The organism is Musicola keenii (genome assembly GCF_014855505.1).
Classification (GTDB): domain Bacteria; phylum Pseudomonadota; class Gammaproteobacteria; order Enterobacterales; family Enterobacteriaceae; genus Musicola; species Musicola paradisiaca.
In genome coordinates, this window is record NZ_JAAWVW010000022.1 from 36,204 (window position 1) to 53,961 (window position 17,758).

General features: G+C 57.8%; 16 protein-coding genes. 11 read left to right on the top strand and 5 right to left on the bottom strand.

Going from position 1 to position 17,758, the window contains the following annotated elements; genetic code table 11:
- Positions 1-4: 4 nt before the first annotated feature.
- Positions 5-574, top strand: coding sequence for a YbhB/YbcL family Raf kinase inhibitor-like protein (locus tag HEP82_RS17560; RefSeq protein ID WP_192459252.1), 570 nt, complete (start codon positions 5-7; stop codon positions 572-574).
- A 12-nt stretch (positions 575-586) separates the two neighbouring features.
- Here the strand turns inward: HEP82_RS17560 and HEP82_RS17565 are convergent, their stop codons facing one another.
- Positions 587-829 carry a hypothetical protein gene (locus HEP82_RS17565; RefSeq protein WP_192459253.1) on the bottom strand — a complete coding sequence of 81 codons (243 nt, stop codon included), beginning with the start codon at positions 827-829 and terminating at the stop codon, positions 587-589.
- Between the two features lie 415 nt (positions 830-1,244).
- Between HEP82_RS17565 and ytfQ the strand changes: the two genes are divergently transcribed.
- The 4 genes from ytfQ to yjfF all read left to right on the top strand — a co-directional run bounded on the left by ytfQ (position 1,245) and on the right by yjfF (position 5,818).
- Positions 1,245-2,201 carry a galactofuranose ABC transporter, galactofuranose-binding protein YtfQ gene (ytfQ, locus tag HEP82_RS17570; RefSeq protein WP_192459254.1) on the top strand — a complete coding sequence of 319 codons (957 nt, stop codon included), beginning with the start codon at positions 1,245-1,247 and terminating at the stop codon, positions 2,199-2,201.
- A gap of 99 nt (positions 2,202-2,300) precedes the next feature.
- Complete coding sequence (ytfR, locus tag HEP82_RS17575) at positions 2,301-3,806, top strand: galactofuranose ABC transporter, ATP-binding protein YtfR (RefSeq protein WP_192459255.1); 1,506 nt, start codon at positions 2,301-2,303, stop codon at positions 3,804-3,806.
- A 13-nt stretch (positions 3,807-3,819) separates the two neighbouring features.
- On the top strand, positions 3,820-4,842 hold the full coding sequence (gene ytfT / locus HEP82_RS17580; RefSeq protein WP_192459256.1) for a galactofuranose ABC transporter, ATP-binding protein YtfT: 1,023 nt from the start codon (positions 3,820-3,822) through the stop codon (positions 4,840-4,842).
- Positions 4,829-5,818: a galactofuranose ABC transporter, permease protein YjfF gene (gene yjfF / locus HEP82_RS17585; protein WP_192459257.1), complete on the top strand. Its 990-nt coding sequence runs from the start codon at positions 4,829-4,831 to the stop codon at positions 5,816-5,818. The genes ytfT and yjfF overlap by 14 nt, the downstream gene beginning before the upstream one ends.
- Positions 5,819-5,960: 142 nt before the next feature.
- Here the strand turns inward: yjfF and HEP82_RS17590 are convergent, their stop codons facing one another.
- Positions 5,961-6,887: an alpha/beta hydrolase-fold protein gene (locus HEP82_RS17590; protein WP_225622538.1), complete on the bottom strand. Its 927-nt coding sequence runs from the start codon at positions 6,885-6,887 to the stop codon at positions 5,961-5,963.
- A 524-nt stretch (positions 6,888-7,411) separates the two neighbouring features.
- Here HEP82_RS17590 and HEP82_RS17595 point away from each other — a divergent pair.
- The 3 genes from HEP82_RS17595 (at position 7,412) to HEP82_RS17605 (ending at position 11,636) form a co-directional block, all read left to right on the top strand.
- Positions 7,412-8,833, top strand: coding sequence for a phosphatidylserine decarboxylase family protein (locus HEP82_RS17595; protein WP_192459259.1), 1,422 nt, complete (start codon positions 7,412-7,414; stop codon positions 8,831-8,833).
- A gap of 111 nt (positions 8,834-8,944) precedes the next feature.
- On the top strand, positions 8,945-10,621 hold the full coding sequence (locus HEP82_RS17600; RefSeq protein ID WP_225622539.1) for a dipeptidase: 1,677 nt from the start codon (positions 8,945-8,947) through the stop codon (positions 10,619-10,621).
- Between the two features lie 280 nt (positions 10,622-10,901).
- Positions 10,902-11,636, top strand: a complete 735-nt coding sequence (locus tag HEP82_RS17605) for an FCD domain-containing protein (protein WP_192459261.1) — start codon at positions 10,902-10,904, stop codon at positions 11,634-11,636.
- Positions 11,637-11,715: 79 nt separating this feature from the next.
- Here HEP82_RS17605 and HEP82_RS17610 read toward each other — a convergent pair whose 3' ends face one another.
- Positions 11,716-13,209: a mannitol dehydrogenase family protein gene (locus HEP82_RS17610; protein ID WP_192459262.1), complete on the bottom strand. Its 1,494-nt coding sequence runs from the start codon at positions 13,207-13,209 to the stop codon at positions 11,716-11,718.
- 325 nt (positions 13,210-13,534) lie between these two features.
- Here HEP82_RS17610 and uxuA point away from each other — a divergent pair, with 325 nt between their 5' ends.
- The 3 genes from uxuA (at position 13,535) to HEP82_RS17625 (ending at position 16,317) form a co-directional block, all read left to right on the top strand.
- The gene (uxuA, locus tag HEP82_RS17615; RefSeq protein ID WP_192459263.1) at positions 13,535-14,725 is read left to right on the top strand and encodes a mannonate dehydratase; all 1,191 of its coding nucleotides are present in this window, start codon (positions 13,535-13,537) and stop codon (positions 14,723-14,725) included.
- A 153-nt stretch (positions 14,726-14,878) separates the two neighbouring features.
- Entirely contained in the window at positions 14,879-15,040 is a 162-nt protein-coding gene (locus HEP82_RS17620; protein ID WP_225622540.1) for a hypothetical protein, read from the top strand.
- Positions 15,041-15,069: 29 nt separating this feature from the next.
- A complete protein-coding gene (locus tag HEP82_RS17625; RefSeq protein ID WP_192459265.1) occupies positions 15,070-16,317 on the top strand; it encodes an MFS transporter in 1,248 nt (415 codons plus the stop codon).
- A 38-nt stretch (positions 16,318-16,355) separates the two neighbouring features.
- Here HEP82_RS17625 and HEP82_RS17630 read toward each other — a convergent pair whose 3' ends face one another.
- Both HEP82_RS17630 and HEP82_RS17635 read right to left on the bottom strand, forming a co-directional pair.
- Positions 16,356-16,832, bottom strand: a complete 477-nt coding sequence (locus tag HEP82_RS17630; RefSeq protein ID WP_192459266.1) for an NUDIX hydrolase — start codon at positions 16,830-16,832, stop codon at positions 16,356-16,358.
- A gap of 291 nt (positions 16,833-17,123) precedes the next feature.
- Positions 17,124-17,758, bottom strand: a 635-nt coding sequence (locus HEP82_RS17635; protein WP_225622541.1) for a hypothetical protein, incomplete at its 5' end; no start/stop codon positions are given.

Here is a 17,758-nt window from a genome sequence, read left to right on the forward strand (position 1 = left end):
CCCCATGAAAAGACAGACCCGACACCGCTTCCCCCGAATTGCACTGCTGGCCGGTCTGGCGCTGGCAACCAGCGCACACGCTGCAAGCCTGACGCTCTCCAGCCCGGCGATCCCCGCCGACAGCACCCTGCCCGCCAGTTATGAATTCAACGGTTTCGGTTGCAGCGGGAAAAACCAGTCGCCGCCGCTGGCCTGGCATGGCGCCCCCGCCGGCACCCAGAGCTTTGCGGTCACGGTTTACGACCCGGATGCGCCGACCGGTTCCGGCTGGTGGCACTGGATGGTGGTCAATATTCCGGCCGGCACTCACAGTCTGGCGGCTAACGCCGGCGATGCCGGCGGCAAGCAACTGCCGGCCGGCGCGCGCCAGTTGCGCATCGACTACGGCGTCGCAGCCTGGGGCGGTGTCTGTCCGCCGAAGGGGGATCACCCGCATCGCTACATTTTCACCGTCTATGCGCTGAACACGAAAACGCTGGACATTCCCAAAGATGCCACCCCGGCGCTGGGGGGTTACATGATCAACGCCAATACGCTGGATAAAGCCAGCTTCACCGCCTATTACGGCCGATAAACGTCGATACCGTCATGGCAGGTTGACGGCGCTCAACACACCCTGGCGGATATTCCGGAGCACGACCGCAATCGCGCCCCGGAATAATGCATAATGCCGCCGGATCATGTTCCAGCCATGACGCACCACATCGCCGGACATCATGCGTATCAACCGGTACGCAGATTCCCCGGAGAACAGAAACCAGAAACCATTTATCCATATTCCAGACGCATTACCGACAACATCAGGAATGAAATAGCGGTTCATCGTCATGGCGTATTCCCCGTCAATCGCACGAGAATCAGCCTGTAATTAAAAACATAGCCGGCACGCCGCCTGCCGCCGATTATCTCCGACGCCACCAGAAAAATGACCGAAAGCAATATTTGCTTGCGGTCACAAATTCCCCGGTAACGGCCATTTTATCCATAAGATCAGCGAATAATCCCTGACCTCTCGCGCCGGTAAAAACTAATGTTCTGCTATGACTCACCGCCCTACAGGAGAAAACCGGCATCATCGCCTTCGCGTCCGAATCACACTGGCCGCCATTCGCCGCTATCGGATACGGAAGCCAATCATTGATGAGATTGCGCCCTACAGTGAAATAAACACCGCAAGCACCAAATTTTATTGCGGGACGCACTCTAAGACGTCTTGCCAATCATGACCCGAGAGGACAATTCATATGTGGAAACGCTTAGTATTAGCTTCAGCCATTTGTGCGTCCATGTCGTCTGTGGCTCTGGCTGCCCCCCTGACGGTAGGATTCTCGCAGGTAGGTTCCGAATCCGGCTGGCGCGCGGCGGAAACCACGGTCGCCAAAGAGCAGGCGAAAGCGCGGGGAATTACGCTGAAGATCGCCGACGCGCAGCAGAAACAGGAAAACCAGATTAAAGCCGTTCGTTCTTTCATCGCGCAAGGCGTCGACGCCATCTTCATCGCGCCGGTGGTGGCCACCGGCTGGGAGCCGGTGCTGAAAGAAGCCAAAGACGCCAAAATTCCGGTCATCCTGCTGGATCGCGGTATCGACGTTAAAGACAACTCGCTCTATCTCACCACGGTACGCGCCGACAATATCAAGGAAGGCGCGCTGATCGCCGACTGGCTGATTAAAACCGAAAACGGGAAAGCCTGTAATGTCGTGCAGTTGGAAGGCACCGTCGGCGCCAGCGTCGCCATCGACCGGAAAAAAGGGTTTGAACAGACTGTCGCCAACGCAGCGAATATCAAAATCATTCGTTCCCAATCCGGCGATTTCACCCGCAGCGGCGGGAAACAGGTCATGGAGAGCTTCATCAAGTCGGAAAATAACGGCAAAAATATCTGCATGGTCTTCGCCCACAACGACGACATGGTCATCGGCGCCATTCAGGCGATTAAGGAAGCTGGCTTGAAACCGGGCAAAGATATTCTGACCGGTTCAATCGACGGCGTGCCGGATATCTTCCGCGCCATGCTGGCCGGCGAAGCCAACGTTTCCGTCGAACTGACGCCGAATATGGCCGGCCCGGCGTTCGATGCACTGGAGAAATACAAAAAGGACGGCACCGTGCCGCCGAAACTGATTCTGACCCCCTCAACCCTGTTCAAGCCTGACAGCGCGCAGGCCGAACTCGATAAGAAAAAGAACATGGGATATTAACCGACCGTCGTCCCCCCTCGTCCCGCCCCGCGTGCCAACGCACCGCGGCGGGACGCAACGGCCATTCACCTCTCCGGCCACCACCAAGGGAGATAGCGCATGAACAGCTTCGACAGTCCGGACATTATTCTACGCACCGCCGGGCTCAGCAAAACCTTCCCCGGCGTCAAGGCGCTGGATAATGTCGATTTCAGCCTGCGGCGCGGTGAAATCATGGCGCTGCTGGGTGAAAACGGCGCTGGAAAATCCACCCTGATCAAAACGCTCACCGGCGTATACCAGCGCGATGCGGGTACCATTTATCTGGAAGGGCGCGCCATTTCGCCGAAAAATACCGCGCATGCTCAACAATTGGGGATCGGCACCGTCTATCAGGAAGTCAACCTGTTGCCCAACATGTCGGTGGCGGACAACCTGTTTATCGGTCGGGAACCACGCCGGTTCGGGCTGTTACAACGCCGTGAGATGGAACGCCGTGCTGCCGCACTGATGTCCTCCTACGGTTTTGAACTCGATGTGCGCGAACCGCTGAACCGCTTTTCGGTGGCGATGCAGCAGATCGTCGCCATCTGTCGCGCCATCGACCTGTCCGCCAAAGTGCTGATTCTTGATGAGCCGACGGCCAGTCTTGATACCAAAGAGGTGGACATGCTGTTTACCCTGATGCGCCAGTTGCGCGATCAGGGCGTCAGCCTGATTTTCATCACTCACTTTCTCGACCAGGTCTATCAGGTCACGGATCGCATTACCGTACTGCGCAACGGCGCATTCGTCGGCACCTGCGAAACCGCATCGCTGCCGCAAATCGAGCTAATAAAAATGATGCTCGGACGCGAGCTGGAACAGAACGCCCTGCAACGCGCCGGACGCACCCTGCTCAGCGACAAACCGGTGGTGGAATTCAGCGGCTACGGTAAGAAAGGCGTTATTCAGCCGTTCAACCTGGCGGTACGTCCCGGCGAAATCGTCGGGCTGGCTGGGCTGCTCGGTTCCGGTCGCACCGAAACCGCCGAGGTCATCTTCGGCATTCGTCCCGCCGATAGCGGCAACGCCGTCGTCAAAGGCAAACCGCAGACATTGCGTTCTCCCCATCAGGCCTCTTGCCTCGGCATCGGTTTCTGCCCGGAAGACCGCAAAACCGACGGCATCATCGCCGCCGCCTCGGTACGGGAAAATATCATTCTGGCGCTACAAGCCCAGCGTGGCTGGCTACGTCCAATCCCGCGCCGGGAACAGTCGGCAATCGCCGAGCGTTTTATCCGCCAACTGGGTATCCGCACGCCGGGCGCCGAACAACCCGTCGAACTGCTATCCGGCGGCAACCAACAGAAAGTGCTGCTGTCGCGCTGGCTGCTGACCAAACCGCAATTTCTGATCCTTGATGAGCCCACGCGCGGCATCGACGTCGGGGCGCATGCGGAAATCATCCGGCTGATCGAAAGCCTGTGCGCCAACGGGCTGGCGCTACTGGTGATCTCATCGGAACTGGAGGAACTGGTGGGATATGCCGACCGCGTGCTGATCATGCGTGATCGCCAGCAAATTGCCGAATTGCCGCTCGAGCAGCTATCGGTCGCCGCCATCATGAATGCCATTGCAGCATAAGGAGGATCCTGTGATGCCTCGTTCACTCGCCAATCCGGGCCCGAATAAACCGCCGTTTCGCTGGCCGCAGGGGATATCGCAAATCGCCGCCCTGCTGCTGATTCTGTTGGTGGACAGTCTGGTTTCCAGTCACTTTTTTCAGATTGTGGTGCAGGACGGCCGCCTGTTCGGCAGCCCGATCGACATCCTTAACCGCGCTGCGCCAGTGGCGCTGCTGGCTATCGGCATGACGCTGGTCATCGCCACCGGTGGCATCGACCTGTCGGTGGGGGCGGTGATGGCTATCGCCGGCGCGGTAGCGGCGGCGCTAACGGTACAAGGTTACACACTGGTGCAGGTGCTGCTGGCGGCGCTGGGCGTCGGCATGCTGGCCGGGTTGTGGAACGGTATTCTGGTGGCGCTGCTGCGCATTCAGCCGTTCGTCGCCACCCTGATCCTGATGGTAGCCGGGCGCGGCATCGCCCAATTGATCACCGCCGGGCAAATCGTCACCTTTAACTCGCCGCCACTGGCTTGGATCGGCAGCGGCGCACTGTTCTACTTTCCGACGCCGGTGATTATCGCGCTGGCGACCCTGTGCCTGTTCTGGTTACTGGCGCGCAAAACCGCGCTAGGTCTGTTTATCGAAGCGGTAGGGATCAATATCCGCGCGGCGAAAAACGCCGGGGTCAGCACCCGCACCGTGGTGGTGATGACCTATGTGCTGAGCGGCTTGTGCGCCGCCATCGCCGGGGTGATCGTCACCGCCGATATTCGCGGCGCCGACGCCAACAACGCCGGGCTGTGGCTGGAGATGGACGCCATCCTCGCCGTGGTGATCGGCGGCGGTTCGCTGATGGGCGGACGTTTCAATCTGGTGTTGTCGGTGGTGGGTGCGCTGATCATTCAGGGCATGAACACCGGGATTCTGCTGTCCGGATTCCCATCGGAACTGAATCAGGTGGTGAAATCCATCGTGGTGCTGTGCGTGCTGATTGTTCAATCGCCCAGCGTTGTTTCCCTGTTCAGGAAGGCCCGCCATCATGATAAAGCGTAATCTCCCCCTGATGATCACCCTGGCGGTGTTCGTGCTGGGCTACCTCTACTGCCTGACCCGCTTTCCCGGCTTCGCCTCTACACGGGTGATCTGCAATATCCTCACCGACAATGCGTTCCTGGGGATCATCGCCGTCGGCATGACGTTTGTGATCCTGTCGGGCGGCATCGACTTGTCGGTGGGCTCGGTCATTGCCTTCACCGGCGTGTTTCTGGCCAAGGCGATCGGCGCCTGGGGGCTCTCGCCGCTGGTTGCCTTTCCGCTGATTCTGCTGATGGGCTGCGCCTTCGGCGCGTTCATGGGGTGGTTGATCGACGCGCTTAAAATCCCGGCGTTCATCATCACGCTGGCGGGGATGTTCTTCCTGCGCGGCGCCAGCTATCTGGTGTCCGAAGAGTCGCTGCCAATCAACCATCCAATTTACGACACGCTCTCGTCGCTGGCGTGGTGTATTCCCGGCGGCGGCCGTCTGAGCGCCATGGGGCTGCTGATGCTACTGATTGTCGTACTCGGCATCGTACTGGCGCGGCACACACGCTTCGGCAATCAGGTTTACGCCATCGGCGGCAACAGCATCTCCGCCAACCTGATGGGCATCTCCACCCGCAGCACAACCCTGCGCATCTACATGCTGTCTACTGGGCTGGCGACGCTGGCCGGCATCGTGTTCTCGCTCTATACCTCGGCGGGCTATGCGCTGGCGGGCGTCGGGGTCGAACTGGACGCCATCGCCTCGGTGGTCATCGGCGGCACACTGCTAAGCGGCGGCGTCGGCACCGTGCTGGGCACATTGTTCGGCGTGGCCATCCAGGGGTTGATTCAGACCTACATCAATTTCGACGGCACCCTCAGCTCCTGGTGGACCAAAATCGCCATCGGCATTCTGTTGTTTATCTTCATCGCCTTGCAGCGCGGCCTGACCTCGCTGTGGGAAAACCGTCAGAACGCGCCGGTGCGCCGTATCGCCCCGCACTGATGCGGCAGAACCGGTAATCCCGCGTTAAACGTAGGGGGGATGCGCCGCTGGGGCCGCCCCCTTTACGTTGGCGCTCGACGCATTAACCTCTACCGCATTACCACTTACCGCATTAACACCTATTGCATTAATACCTACCGCATCACGGCGTGTTCCGCGTTGGCGGCGTCGAAGCCTCCGCCGCCCGGATATCAAACGTGCCATAGCGTTCATAATGCGCCAACTGCGACGCCGCCCAGACCGACATCGTCGAACCGCTGTGCCCCACATGAGGAACAATCGACAGTTGCCAGTTGAAAGGCTCATGACGACGCTGTGCCTGCTGGCGGGCAACGGCGTAATAATTCTTCGCCCGCGCCAACCGGTTGTCGCCCTGCGCCATCGCATGCGCGGTGCGCCGTAACAGCGGATGCGCCGGGTTGTTGTCGTTTTGCCCCACCGCCACCAGCAGCGGAAGCGCAAACAACGGCGCCAGATCGTCAGTGGTGCGAGCCACCGGCGCGTGGGCCAATCCATAGGGCCACGCCACCTTGTCGTCAGTCAGCGTCCACCACCCTGCGGCGGCACAGACAGCCGCGTTAACATGTGCTTCCGGCACCAACATCAGCATACGGTGTACAAACTGACACCCGGCGCTATTACCGAACAGGTAATAACGGGATTGCTGCGTAACGCCTTGTTGTCGCAGTGCATCAAACAGCGTCTCGATCACGCTGTACGACCACTGTGCTCGGGGATTGGGCAACCCGGTGGCGGCATCGACCAGATTGCCGAGGTTATAGCCATTGACGCCGGGATAATCCTGCGTGGTAAACGCCGGCACCAGCACCAATAGATGGTTTTTTTCAGCGCTTTTTTGCCAGGCATCCCGGTAGTCGCCGGCATTGCGCTTAACGCCGGTCAGCACGAAAACGACTGGCGTCTGCGGCGTAACCTGCGCCGGCGCATAGCTGAACACCGTGATTGTCTTTCCGGTTCCCGGCAGTGGAAACGTCATGTCTCCCCGCCCCGGCGGCAACGTCGCGGCCAACAGGGTGTTGCTTAAAAACAACAGTAAAAACAATATCATTAAAGGTATCTTCACCGCCCCTCCTCAGCCACCGCCATGCCAATACACCCCACTTCCGAATGGTTCCCAGCGCGATTCGCCTGCTCATTGGCCCATGTCGCACGCCGGCGGCAAACTTGCCATCGGCCGGAATACGCCTATGTTTGAATACAGGGATAGCGCATGTTGTCACCGGGCAACGACCCGGCATCCAGATACCCAACATCATTCGAGGTAGCAGGATAATCGGCTCGCGTGTTGAACAACGCAACGTGTTGGCCCGTAAGGTGACACCGCCAACGCACCTGCAACGTGAAGTATGACGGGTATCCCCATAGCGCTTTTCCCCCTTGCCACCCTTCGCTTTCCTTTCATCACGCCACCAGGTCGCACGTTGGTTACACATAACGAGATGAAGCTGCCGCCAGCCCGGCTGGTTGGCTTGTACGACGTTTTTTCGGGTGGTTGCATCATTTTTCGACGCACATTCATTTTTCGACGCACATGTTTTTCGACATCGACACGTTCTCTCGAGAGGAAATGCCATGACTCGTAGCAAAAACCACACCGCCAGTACGCCTGAAGCGGAGCAACAACCGCATTACGAAAGCAGTGGGCACGGCCTGCTGAACCTGGATAACGCCGGGCCGATACAGATGGGGTTCTGGGTGCCTAATCGGGTATGGGCCACCGCCACCTATCTGATACCGCTGCGCGAACATATCGCCAAACGCAAACAGGCCAATACCCTGACGCCGATGCAGCCGGTGATCCAAAACATTAAAAACTGGGTGACTCGCCACAGCGTCTACCGCATGTGGATTAATAGCATGATCGAACAATCCAACGCCTATGTCGCCTCTCTGCCCGAAGCCACCCGCAAGCAAATCAGCGACGATGGCGACGTTATCTGGATCGACGGCTACGACAGCTTCTTCGAGATCCTCAACGAAATCATCACCACCTCACCATCGTTCAACACCACCGCACAGGTGGGTACGCCGATGAATGCTTTCTTGGCGGTGGCGATGGGCACGGAAGCCGGTGTGGCGTTGTTCCACGACGCTACCTTTAATCAGCAGTTCCGCCAAGTGTTGGACGCCTGGAACAGCTTCCTGAAAAGCAGCGCCTCGCTCGATAAACTCGACATCGCGCAGCCGGAAAAAGCCGGCTCCTGGATCTCCACCGCCGCGCATCAGGCCGGCGTCTGGCACCAGATGCAGCACGATCCTAAACTGCCGGGCTACGGTTTCGCCAGCTGGAATGATTTCTTTATCCGCCAGTTCGTGCCCGGCGCGCGTCCCTTCCAGGGCGACCCGCAAACCCAGGTAGACATCGGTTGCGAAACCACGCCATGGCGCCACGCCGACAAGCTGCAACTGGAGAGCAAATTCTGGGTCAAGGACATGCACTATTCACTGCTCGATTTGTTCGGCGGGCAACGGCAATGGGCCAAACTGTTCGAGGGCGGTCAGCTCTATCAAGGGTTCCTTTCCGCCACCCACTACCATCGCTGGAACGCGCCGCTGGACGGTTTTCTGGTGCGCTCCTGGGTTGAACCGGGCACTTACTTCGCCCAGCGTCCCGGACAGGGTGAAGATCAGGGTACCTGGGAAGGCACCGAATCGCAGCCCTACCTCGGTCATGTGGCGGCCCGAGCGGTGTTTATCTTCCGGCATAAGACCTGCGGCTACGTGGCGCTGATCTGCATCGGCATGGTGGAGGTCTCCAGCTGTGTGATCGAACCCAGCACCTTTATCGTTGAAGAGAGCGCCGAACCGGTCAGCATCACCCGCGGCGTCGAAATCGGCCACTTCGAATTCGGCGGTTCGACCCACATGATGATCTTCCAGAAAGACCGGGTGGCGCTGGAGAAATGGGCCATCAACGCCGCTCGCCATCGCAACGATAAAAACCCCACCCCGTTGGGCAGCGTGATCGCCACTGCGCTGGATAGCAAAGGCTAATAAGCCCCGCAGCGGGCGTCAGTTGCAGTCGGCGCCCGGTTATCCCCCAGACCGGAACCTGCGCTTGCACGTTCCGGCTTCATTAAGGTCAGAGAAATCATGTGCACTACAATGATTATCACCCGCGGCGCCACCGCCGACGGCTCGACGATGGTGACTCACTCGGACGACGACGAGTTGGCGGATCAGCGTTTCATCCATGTGCCGGCGCAACACCATGCGCCGGGCAGCTTACGCGGGATCATCGACGGTACCAACGTCAGCTATCCGCGCCTTATCAGTCAGGATCGGGGCGCCGGTTATCAAACGCCAGGCTGGCCGGAAACGCCGTTGATCGGCGCCATCCCCCAGGTTGAGCACACTTACGCCTACTTCGACGGCAACTACGGCATCATGAACGAACACCATCTGATGTTCGGCGAATGCACCAACTGCGCCAAATACGAGCCGACGCACGTCACCGTAGAGCAGGCAGCCGAAAATGACACCCATTGCCGCTTGTTCTACAGCGCCGAGCTATCGCGCATTGCGCTGGAACGCTGCAAAACCGCTCGGGAGGCGGTAGAACTGATGGGATCGCTGATTGACACCTACGGTTATTTCTCCACCGGCGAAACCCTGCTGGTCGCGGATGACCACGAAGGCTGGGTGTTTGAAATGTGCGCGCTGCCGGATGACCTCTATCATTCGGCCTGGGTGGCCCAGCGCGTCCCGGACGGCACTGTTTTCGTGGCGGCGAACGAGTTCCGCATCCGGGAAATCCGGGAAGGCGACCCGGCTCAGCTGTTCTCCCGTCATCTGCTGCCCGGTCTGAAAAAAGTCGGCTGGGCGACGCCGGAACAAGGCCCGGTCGACTGGCTGAAGTCGGTCAGTTGGGGGGAATACAACCATCCTTACTATTCGCTGCGCCGCGTCTGGCGCATCTTCGATCGCCTCAACCCGGATCTCGGCCTCAGCCCGTGGGTAAACGGCGGCAGTTACACCACCGATTACCCCTTCTCGGTCACGCCAAAAACCCCGCTCGTCGCCCGCGACCTGTTCGCGCTGTATCGCGACCACTACGAAGGCACGCCGTTCGACCTGACCAAAGGCGTCGCGGCCGGCCCCTACGGCGATCCCAACCGTTACGTCGGCCCCTACGACGGCAACCAGAATAACGTGTCCAGCGACCGCACATTGCACGGCGCTTGGGAACGCGCCATCTCGGTGTTCTATCAAGGCTATACCTATGTGGCGCAAACCCGTCCCACCGCGCCGGAACTGACCCGCGGCATCGTCTGGTTCGGCCCGGACGTGGCTTACACCACCTGCTTTACGCCCTTCCCGGCCAAACTTCCCGACCTGCCCGCCGCCTACCAGAGCGGCGATCCTCAGCAGTTCGATCGCCGGGCGGCGTGGTGGGCGTTCGATTTCGTCGCCAACTGGGCCCGGCTCAACTACCAGCGGATGTACCACGTCGACATCCAGCCATTACAACAACAATTGGAAGCGCAACAGGAAATGCGCGTGGCAGCGTGGGACGACGCCATGGCGCAGCAACCGGATCCGGCGCAGTTGGCCCGGCTGTGCGACGATAACGCCGGTGAGATACTCGCTCGCTGGTGGGCGCTGGCGGACATGCTGATCGCCAAATACTCCGACGGCTACATCAATCCGCCGCCGCAGCGCCCGCAGAATCAGCCCGCGATCCCCATCGGTTATCCGGCCGACTGGCTGGGTATCACCAACTATCGCGACGGGCCGATCGACTACGACATGCCAGTCTCCCCAGCGGCTACCCGCCGCTGATGGCACGACAGGGGCGCCGGATTGCCTTTTATCCGGCACCCGGCGCTAAAGTTAACAGACCAATATTAAAACCTGTCGGACAAATACCCCAAAAAATCCACCGTTATGATGCTGCGCCTGAATGAGCAGTACAGGCAAAGGGCACGAGGATGAAGTACGGGCACGAGGATGTTGTGGCGTGCCGGTTCCCGCTTCATGCTATACTTCCGCCCAATCGCCACGCCTCGGTATTGGTCCTGCCAATTATCGTTGTCGATGTCTCATTACAGGAACATTCCCTATGCGGCTCTATCAGGAAATAGGCAACAAGATTCGGTCAAAGATACTGGATGGTCACTACCCGTTGGGGACGCGCCTGCCGCCGGAACGTGATATCGCAGAAGAGTATGCCGTCAGTCGCAGCGTGGTGCGTGAAGCGCTGATCATGCTGGAATTGGAAAACCTGATCGAAGTACGCAAAGGGTCAGGCATTTATGTCGTTCAGATCCCGCAGCCGGAAGACCAGACCACCGCCGCCGACAGCGGCTACGGGCCGTTCGAGTTGATGCAGGCCCGGCAGCTGCTGGAAAGCGAGGTCGCCGCCTTCGCCGCCATGCAGGCCACCAAAAACGACATCATTAAAATGAAACAGGCGATCGAGCAGGAGCGTCAGGCGCTGGATCACGGCAATGTGGACGAAAGCGCCGACGAACTGTTCCACTGCCTGCTGGCCCAGTCGACGCAAAACAGTGTGCTGGCCAACATGGTGTACGACGTCTGGCAGGCGCGCAAACGCAGCCCGATGTGGCGCGGCATCCACTCTCACACGGTGGATTTCAGCTACCAGCGACAATGGCTGGAAGACCACCAGCGTATCCTGCATGCGGTATCGCGACGCGACGCCAAACTGGCGCGCCAGGAAATGTGGCAACATCTGGAAAATGTGAAGAACAAACTGCTGGAAATCTCGGATGTCGATGACCCGTCCTTCGACGGCTACCTGTTCGAGTCGGTACCGGCGCCGCAGGAACCCTGACCGCCGCATTCCCGCTTTTCCCCTGGAAAATCGTCTTACCCCCATGGGCCCCGCGTTGTCGGGGCCCACATTGGCTGGCTTACAGTGCCGCCACAGCAGCTTTCGCGCCCTGTTGCGACAAGGTCAGGTAGGCGTCGATCAGCCGGCTGACGAACGCTTCGTTGTGCGGCAAATCTTCACCGAACACGCCGGTCAGCGTCAACAAGCCGCGTACCCGCGCTGCGCCGTCCGCGGTTTCCGCCACGATGGCCTGTACCTTTTCCGCCAGTGGATCACGCACGTCGATGGCCTGCCCGTTATCGTCAACGCCGCTGACGTAGCGCATCCAGCCGGCGACGCCCAACGTCAAACAACGGTAATCGCTGCCGTGCTGCACATGCCAGCGGATCGATTCCATCATGCGCTGCGGCAACTTCTGGGTGCCGTCCATTGCGATTTGCCAGGTACGATGTTTCAGTGACGGGTTGGCGAAACGCTCAATCAGTTGGGCGGCGTAGCCCGGCAGATCGACATCCGCCACATGCAGCGTCGGCGCCTGCTCCTGTAGCATCAAACGCTGCGCCGCATGGCGATAGTGCTCGTCGGCCATACAGTCATTGATGTGCTCATACCCCGCCAGATAGCCGAGATACGCCAGGAAAGAGTGACTGCCGTTGAGCATACGCAGCTTCATTTCTTCAAACGGCAGCACATCGTCTACCAGCTGTGCCCCTGCGACTTCCCAGTCGGGACGGCCGGCCACGAATTTGTCCTCAACCACCCACTGGATAAAGGGTTCGCAAGCGATGCCGCAAGGGTCCGCCACACCGAGCACATCGGCGATCTGCTGCAACGTTTCCGGCGTCGCGGCGGGAACGATGCGGTCGACCATGGTGTTCGGAAAGGTGACGTTGGCAGCGATCCACGCGGCCAGCTCGGCACTGCGTAAACCGGCCAGTTCCAGCACCGCACTTTTCACCACGTTGCCGTTTTCCGGCATGTTATCGCAAGAAAGCACGGTAAACGGCGGCAATCCGCGTTCACGGCGCAACCGCAGCCCTTCCACCAACACGCCGATCGCCGAAGACGGCGCAGTGGGGTTCTCTAAATCCATTTTTATCAAGGGGTTGTCGACATCCAGCTTGCTGGTGCCGCGATCGATGCAGTAGCCTTTTTCCGTGATGGTCAGCGACACGATGCTGACCTGGGGTTCCGCCAGTTTTTCCACCACCGCGGTGATCCCCTCCAGCCGGGCGTGCAGCGATTCATTGACGGAGCCGATGACGACCGCCTGATTGCCGTCCGCACCTTTTTCCAGCACGGTATAGCGATGCGCCTGGTTCCGCAGGCTTTGGAGCAGGTTTTCGCTGCCGAACAGCGTCACTTCACAATAGCCCCAATCGCCCCCCTGTCGATTAAGCACCCGGTCGGTCAGCAGCGCCTGATGGGCACGGTGAAACGCGCCGAAACCGATATGCACCAGTCGGGTTTTCAAGGCTTTGCGGTCGTAATGCGGTTGATGAACGGACGGCGGCAACGGGGTATTGGCGATCGTCGCGGCTAAGGCGGTGACATCAGAGCGTGAAGTTTTCATAGCGGAAATCCTGAATGCGTGTAAGGCCGTTAATCGGCAACATCGGGAACGGTACGTCAAACCCAAATTGGCCTGACCAAATAGGAATAAAGCGCCTGTCGGCGCTCACCTGCTGCCGGACACTGTACTGTTTTCTGCCGAAAGCCGGCAACCTGTTTGTCCAAAACACGGCGTTTTGGTGATATTGGTCAACCTATTTGGCTTTGTGTTTGGATATCTGTCTTATCTGGTGTAATTTGTGACCCATTCAACGCCCAATTGGCCTGACCGATATAGGCAACAGGCTGCGGGTTTCTCTCATCTCCGAATCAAAGGTAAAAACACTATGGAACAGACCTGGCGTTGGTACGGCCCGAACGATCCCGTCTCGCTGGATGATGTCCGCCAGGCGGGCGCCACTGGGGTAGTCACTGCGTTGCATCATATTCCCAACGGCGAAGTCTGGTCGATAGAGGAAATCGAAGCGCGCAAAGCGTTACTGACCGCCAAAGGCCTGGTGTGGTCAGTGGTGGAAAGCGTACCGATCCACGAAGAGATCAAAACCCAGACCGGCCGCTTCGAGCATTACATCGCCAATTACCAGCAGACGCTGCGTAACCTGGCGCAATGCGGCGTCGATACCGTCTGCTATAACTTCATGCCGGTACTGGACTGGACTCGTACTGATCTGGCATACGAACTGCCGGACGGATCCAAAGCCCTGCGCTTCGACCAGATCGCCTTCGCCGCCTTCGAGCTGCACATCCTGCAACGCCCCGGCGCCGAACAGGATTACAGCGCGCAGGAACAGGAACAGGCCGCGGTCTACTTCAAAGCCATGACATCGGCGGATATCGCCAAACTGACCGCCAATATCATCGCCGGTCTGCCCGGCTCGGAAGAAGGTTATACGCTGGATCAGTTCCGCGCCCGTCTGGCGGAATACCAAGGTATCGATCATGCCAAACTGCGCGAACACTTAGGCTACTTCCTGAAAAAAATCGTGCCGGTCGCCGAAGAAGTCGGCATCCGCATGGCAATTCACCCGGACGATCCGCCGCGCCCCATTCTGGGCCTGCCGCGCGTGATGTCGACCATCGACGATATGCGCTGGCTCACGCAGACCGTCGACAGCATCAACAACGGTTTCACCATGTGCACCGGTTCCTACGGCGTCAGGGCGGACAACGATCTGGTCAACATGATCGAAGCATTCGGTGATCGTATTCACTTCACGCACCTGCGCTCAACCTGTCGGGAACAGAACCCGAAAACCTTCCATGAAGCGGCGCATCTGCAAGGCGACGTCAACATGGTGGAGGTGGTCAAAGCCATCCTGACCGAGGAACTGCGCCGCAAAAATGCCGGCGACCTGCGCCCGATCCCGATGCGTCCGGATCACGGGCACCAGATGCTGGATGACCTGAAGAAAAAAACCAACCCCGGTTACTCCGCGATCGGCCGTCTGAAAGGGTTGGCGGAAGTCCGCGGCGTCGAACTCACGTTGAAAAAACTGCAGTTCCCGGAACTGTTGTAATCCACCCCCATGCCACCGCCGGGAGGCGCCCCCCCCCGGCGGTGTTATTGCCATCCGGTATCGCCGTCACACCTCGTCACGCCAGATTTGTCCATGCCGCGCTGATGCGCTGTAATGGCTGCCGCAAGCATCCGGTATCACAGCGAGGGCATCATGTGGCAAACCAGAGCGATTGAAATCACGTCAAGCGATCTGTGGTCGTGGAACACCATCATCCGGGTGGTCGACGATGCCCGCCAACACCAATTCAACGCGCTGGTACTGGGGCTACGGGAAAAAGACCGATCGCCCGACGTCACCGTCAGGCGATCCTGAACGATCAGTTGACTCGGATATCTCTCTTCATGCAGCAAGAATCACTTTACCCGCCGCCGCACGTCCGGCGTGACGGGCTCTGGCAAAAATTGGGACTGCCGCAGCCACTATTCTGGGGTTATATCGGCATTTTTTTGTTCATTACCGGCGCCACCATTGAACAGAGCTGGTTGTCGTCGCTGTTGATTGCCTACGGATACAGCGGCTTTCAAATCGGTGTCATCTCATCGGCCTTCGGTTTGTGCGTCGCGCTCTCGTCCTGGTTCAGCGGCATCGGCTCGCAGGTATTCGGCCTGCGTACCCTGATGTGGGCCGGCACAATCGTCTTCTTCGTCACCTCACTGCCGTTTGTGCTCTACGCCCTGCCGGGGAAAAACTACGATGCCATCATCCTCACTTACATGCTGCGCGGCGTAGCGTATCCCCTGTTCGCCTATTCGTTTCTGGTCTGGATTAACGTGCGCACGGACAAAGCCATACTCGGGCGCGCGGTCTCCTGGTTTTGGAGCGCCTTCGCGGTCGGGATGACGATTCTCGGCCCCTGGCTTTCCAGCCTGGCCATGCCGCTTATCGGGGAACAGGGCGTGCTGCTGACCGGGTTTCTGTTCGTGGCGGCAGGCGCCTTTTCCGCGCTGGTGCTCAACCACGACCGGCCACCGGCGGACACCCGCGAGCAAAACCCCGGCCGGGCGTTCGTGCAAGGGCTCCTGATCATGTTTCAGCAACCCAAACTGGGGCTGGCGGTGATCGTCAAGACCATCAATGACATCGGCAAATTTTCGCTGATTATCCTGATGCCGATTTACCTGCCCCGCTTCGGCTTTCGCATTGCCGAATGGCTGACTATCTGGTCGGCGGTAAACATCCTGAATCTGTTTTCCGGCTATTTCTTTGGCTATTTGGGGGACATCATCGGCTGGCGCAAAACCGTGGTGTGGTTTTCCGGCACTCTGTGCGGCATATCCGCCATTCTGGTGTGCTACGCGCCGGTCTGGTTCGGCCACAGTCAGGCTGCCATTTTCGCTGCACTGGCGGTATACGCCATCGGGCTCGGCGCGTTCGGCCCGCTGGCAGCGTTGATCCCCACCCTGTCGCCCGGCAACAAGGGCGCTGCCATTTCGTGCCTGAATCTGGGTTCGGGGCTGAGCAACTTCGCCGGGCCGCTGATTGTCAGCCTGTGCATCGTCCCGCTGGGGATTGAAGGCACCCTATGGGTTATCGCGTTGCTTTACTTTCTGGCCAGCCTGTTGACCATCCCGCTGAAAGCCCCTGAGTAATCCGGTGTCGTGCATCGCCGCGCGCCCATTGCCGTTGTTCAATCTTGGGCGCCCGGCATTAACAACGCTGCGTTGGGCTCGCTATCGGCAAAATACCGGCGTACATGCTGCAGCGTGCGGTGTTGACCGGGGAAAGGCAGCATCTGCTGCGCCTCATCGAATGTCGCCCAGTAATACTCGCTGTGCTCATGATTTAGCGTCACGGCGCTGCCTGGTTCTACGTAGGCGACAAACACCGGCGCCAATGTGATTGCATTGCGATCGGCTTCATAAAACTGCTCACAGATATCCGCCGAATACAACTGCGTCAACCGTAGCCCGGTCTCCTCTTGCGCTTCACGCCGCGCAGTCTGCCATGCCGATTCGCCGGGCTCGATGCCGCCCGCAATCTGACACCAGGCACCGTGCTGAGTGCTGCCGCTGCGCCGCAACAGCAAAACCCGACACACCGTAGCGTCGCGGCTCAATACCAATAGCGAAATAGAAAAGCACCTGACGGGAATGTCCTGACGCATCGATACACCTCATGGTTTTATGAACACGGTTTTCTGCAAATGGCTATATGTGTATTAGCGTGATTACCCAGGAATACTGACGGCAAAAGAAGCCATTCGATGAACTTGTGATAAATCGAATCGTGGATGAACGTCGAATTTATATTTGAATTCATTCGCTTATCTTTGATAGAGAGTATGTGGAATTTGATTATTAGAAATGTAAAAAAATGCGCGTATTGTTGGTCGATCGTGTGTGAAAACAACTAACATAAGTCAGCAGTATTAACAATACGCGCAATTCCTATGTTATCAGTCTCCATAGGGAGCTTTCAATTCTTTCTTCAACAATAATCTTTCAATTGATTCAGAAGATGATATGTCCCAATCAATAAACCAATTTCTGCCTTGAATAATATTCATAGTTGATTCAATCAATTCATCGTTAATTGATTTAATTTTTTTTAATGCGATAATTGCAATTTCTTTTTTCATCAATGCAGTAAGAAATGGACAGCTAATTGAATCGAAAAACAAATGGGCTAGTTCTGAATCCTCTTTTATTGTTAAATAATTGTTCTTGAGTTTATTTTTAATGCAGTTGACGACTTTAATCCTAGTAGAGGAAAACTCTTTTTTATTACGGATGTAATACAAGCAAGTCATTAAGCTGAAATAGTTAGTCGCACTCTCATTATTTAATCCTATGATTTGTTCTAACATTTCGGATGACAATTGGTATGAAATATCAATATCTCGTATAGCTATAAGTAAATTTAATGATTCGATATCACGCAACGTGTTTTTTTTAATGGATGATCGTATTGCAAAATAGGCTTCATCATAAATCTTCTTTTTTATCAAATCTGAATTTGTATTTCCTAGGCTTTCTGTAATTCTATTTATAATTATTATTATCTGGGATATGAGATAGGTACTTCTAACCC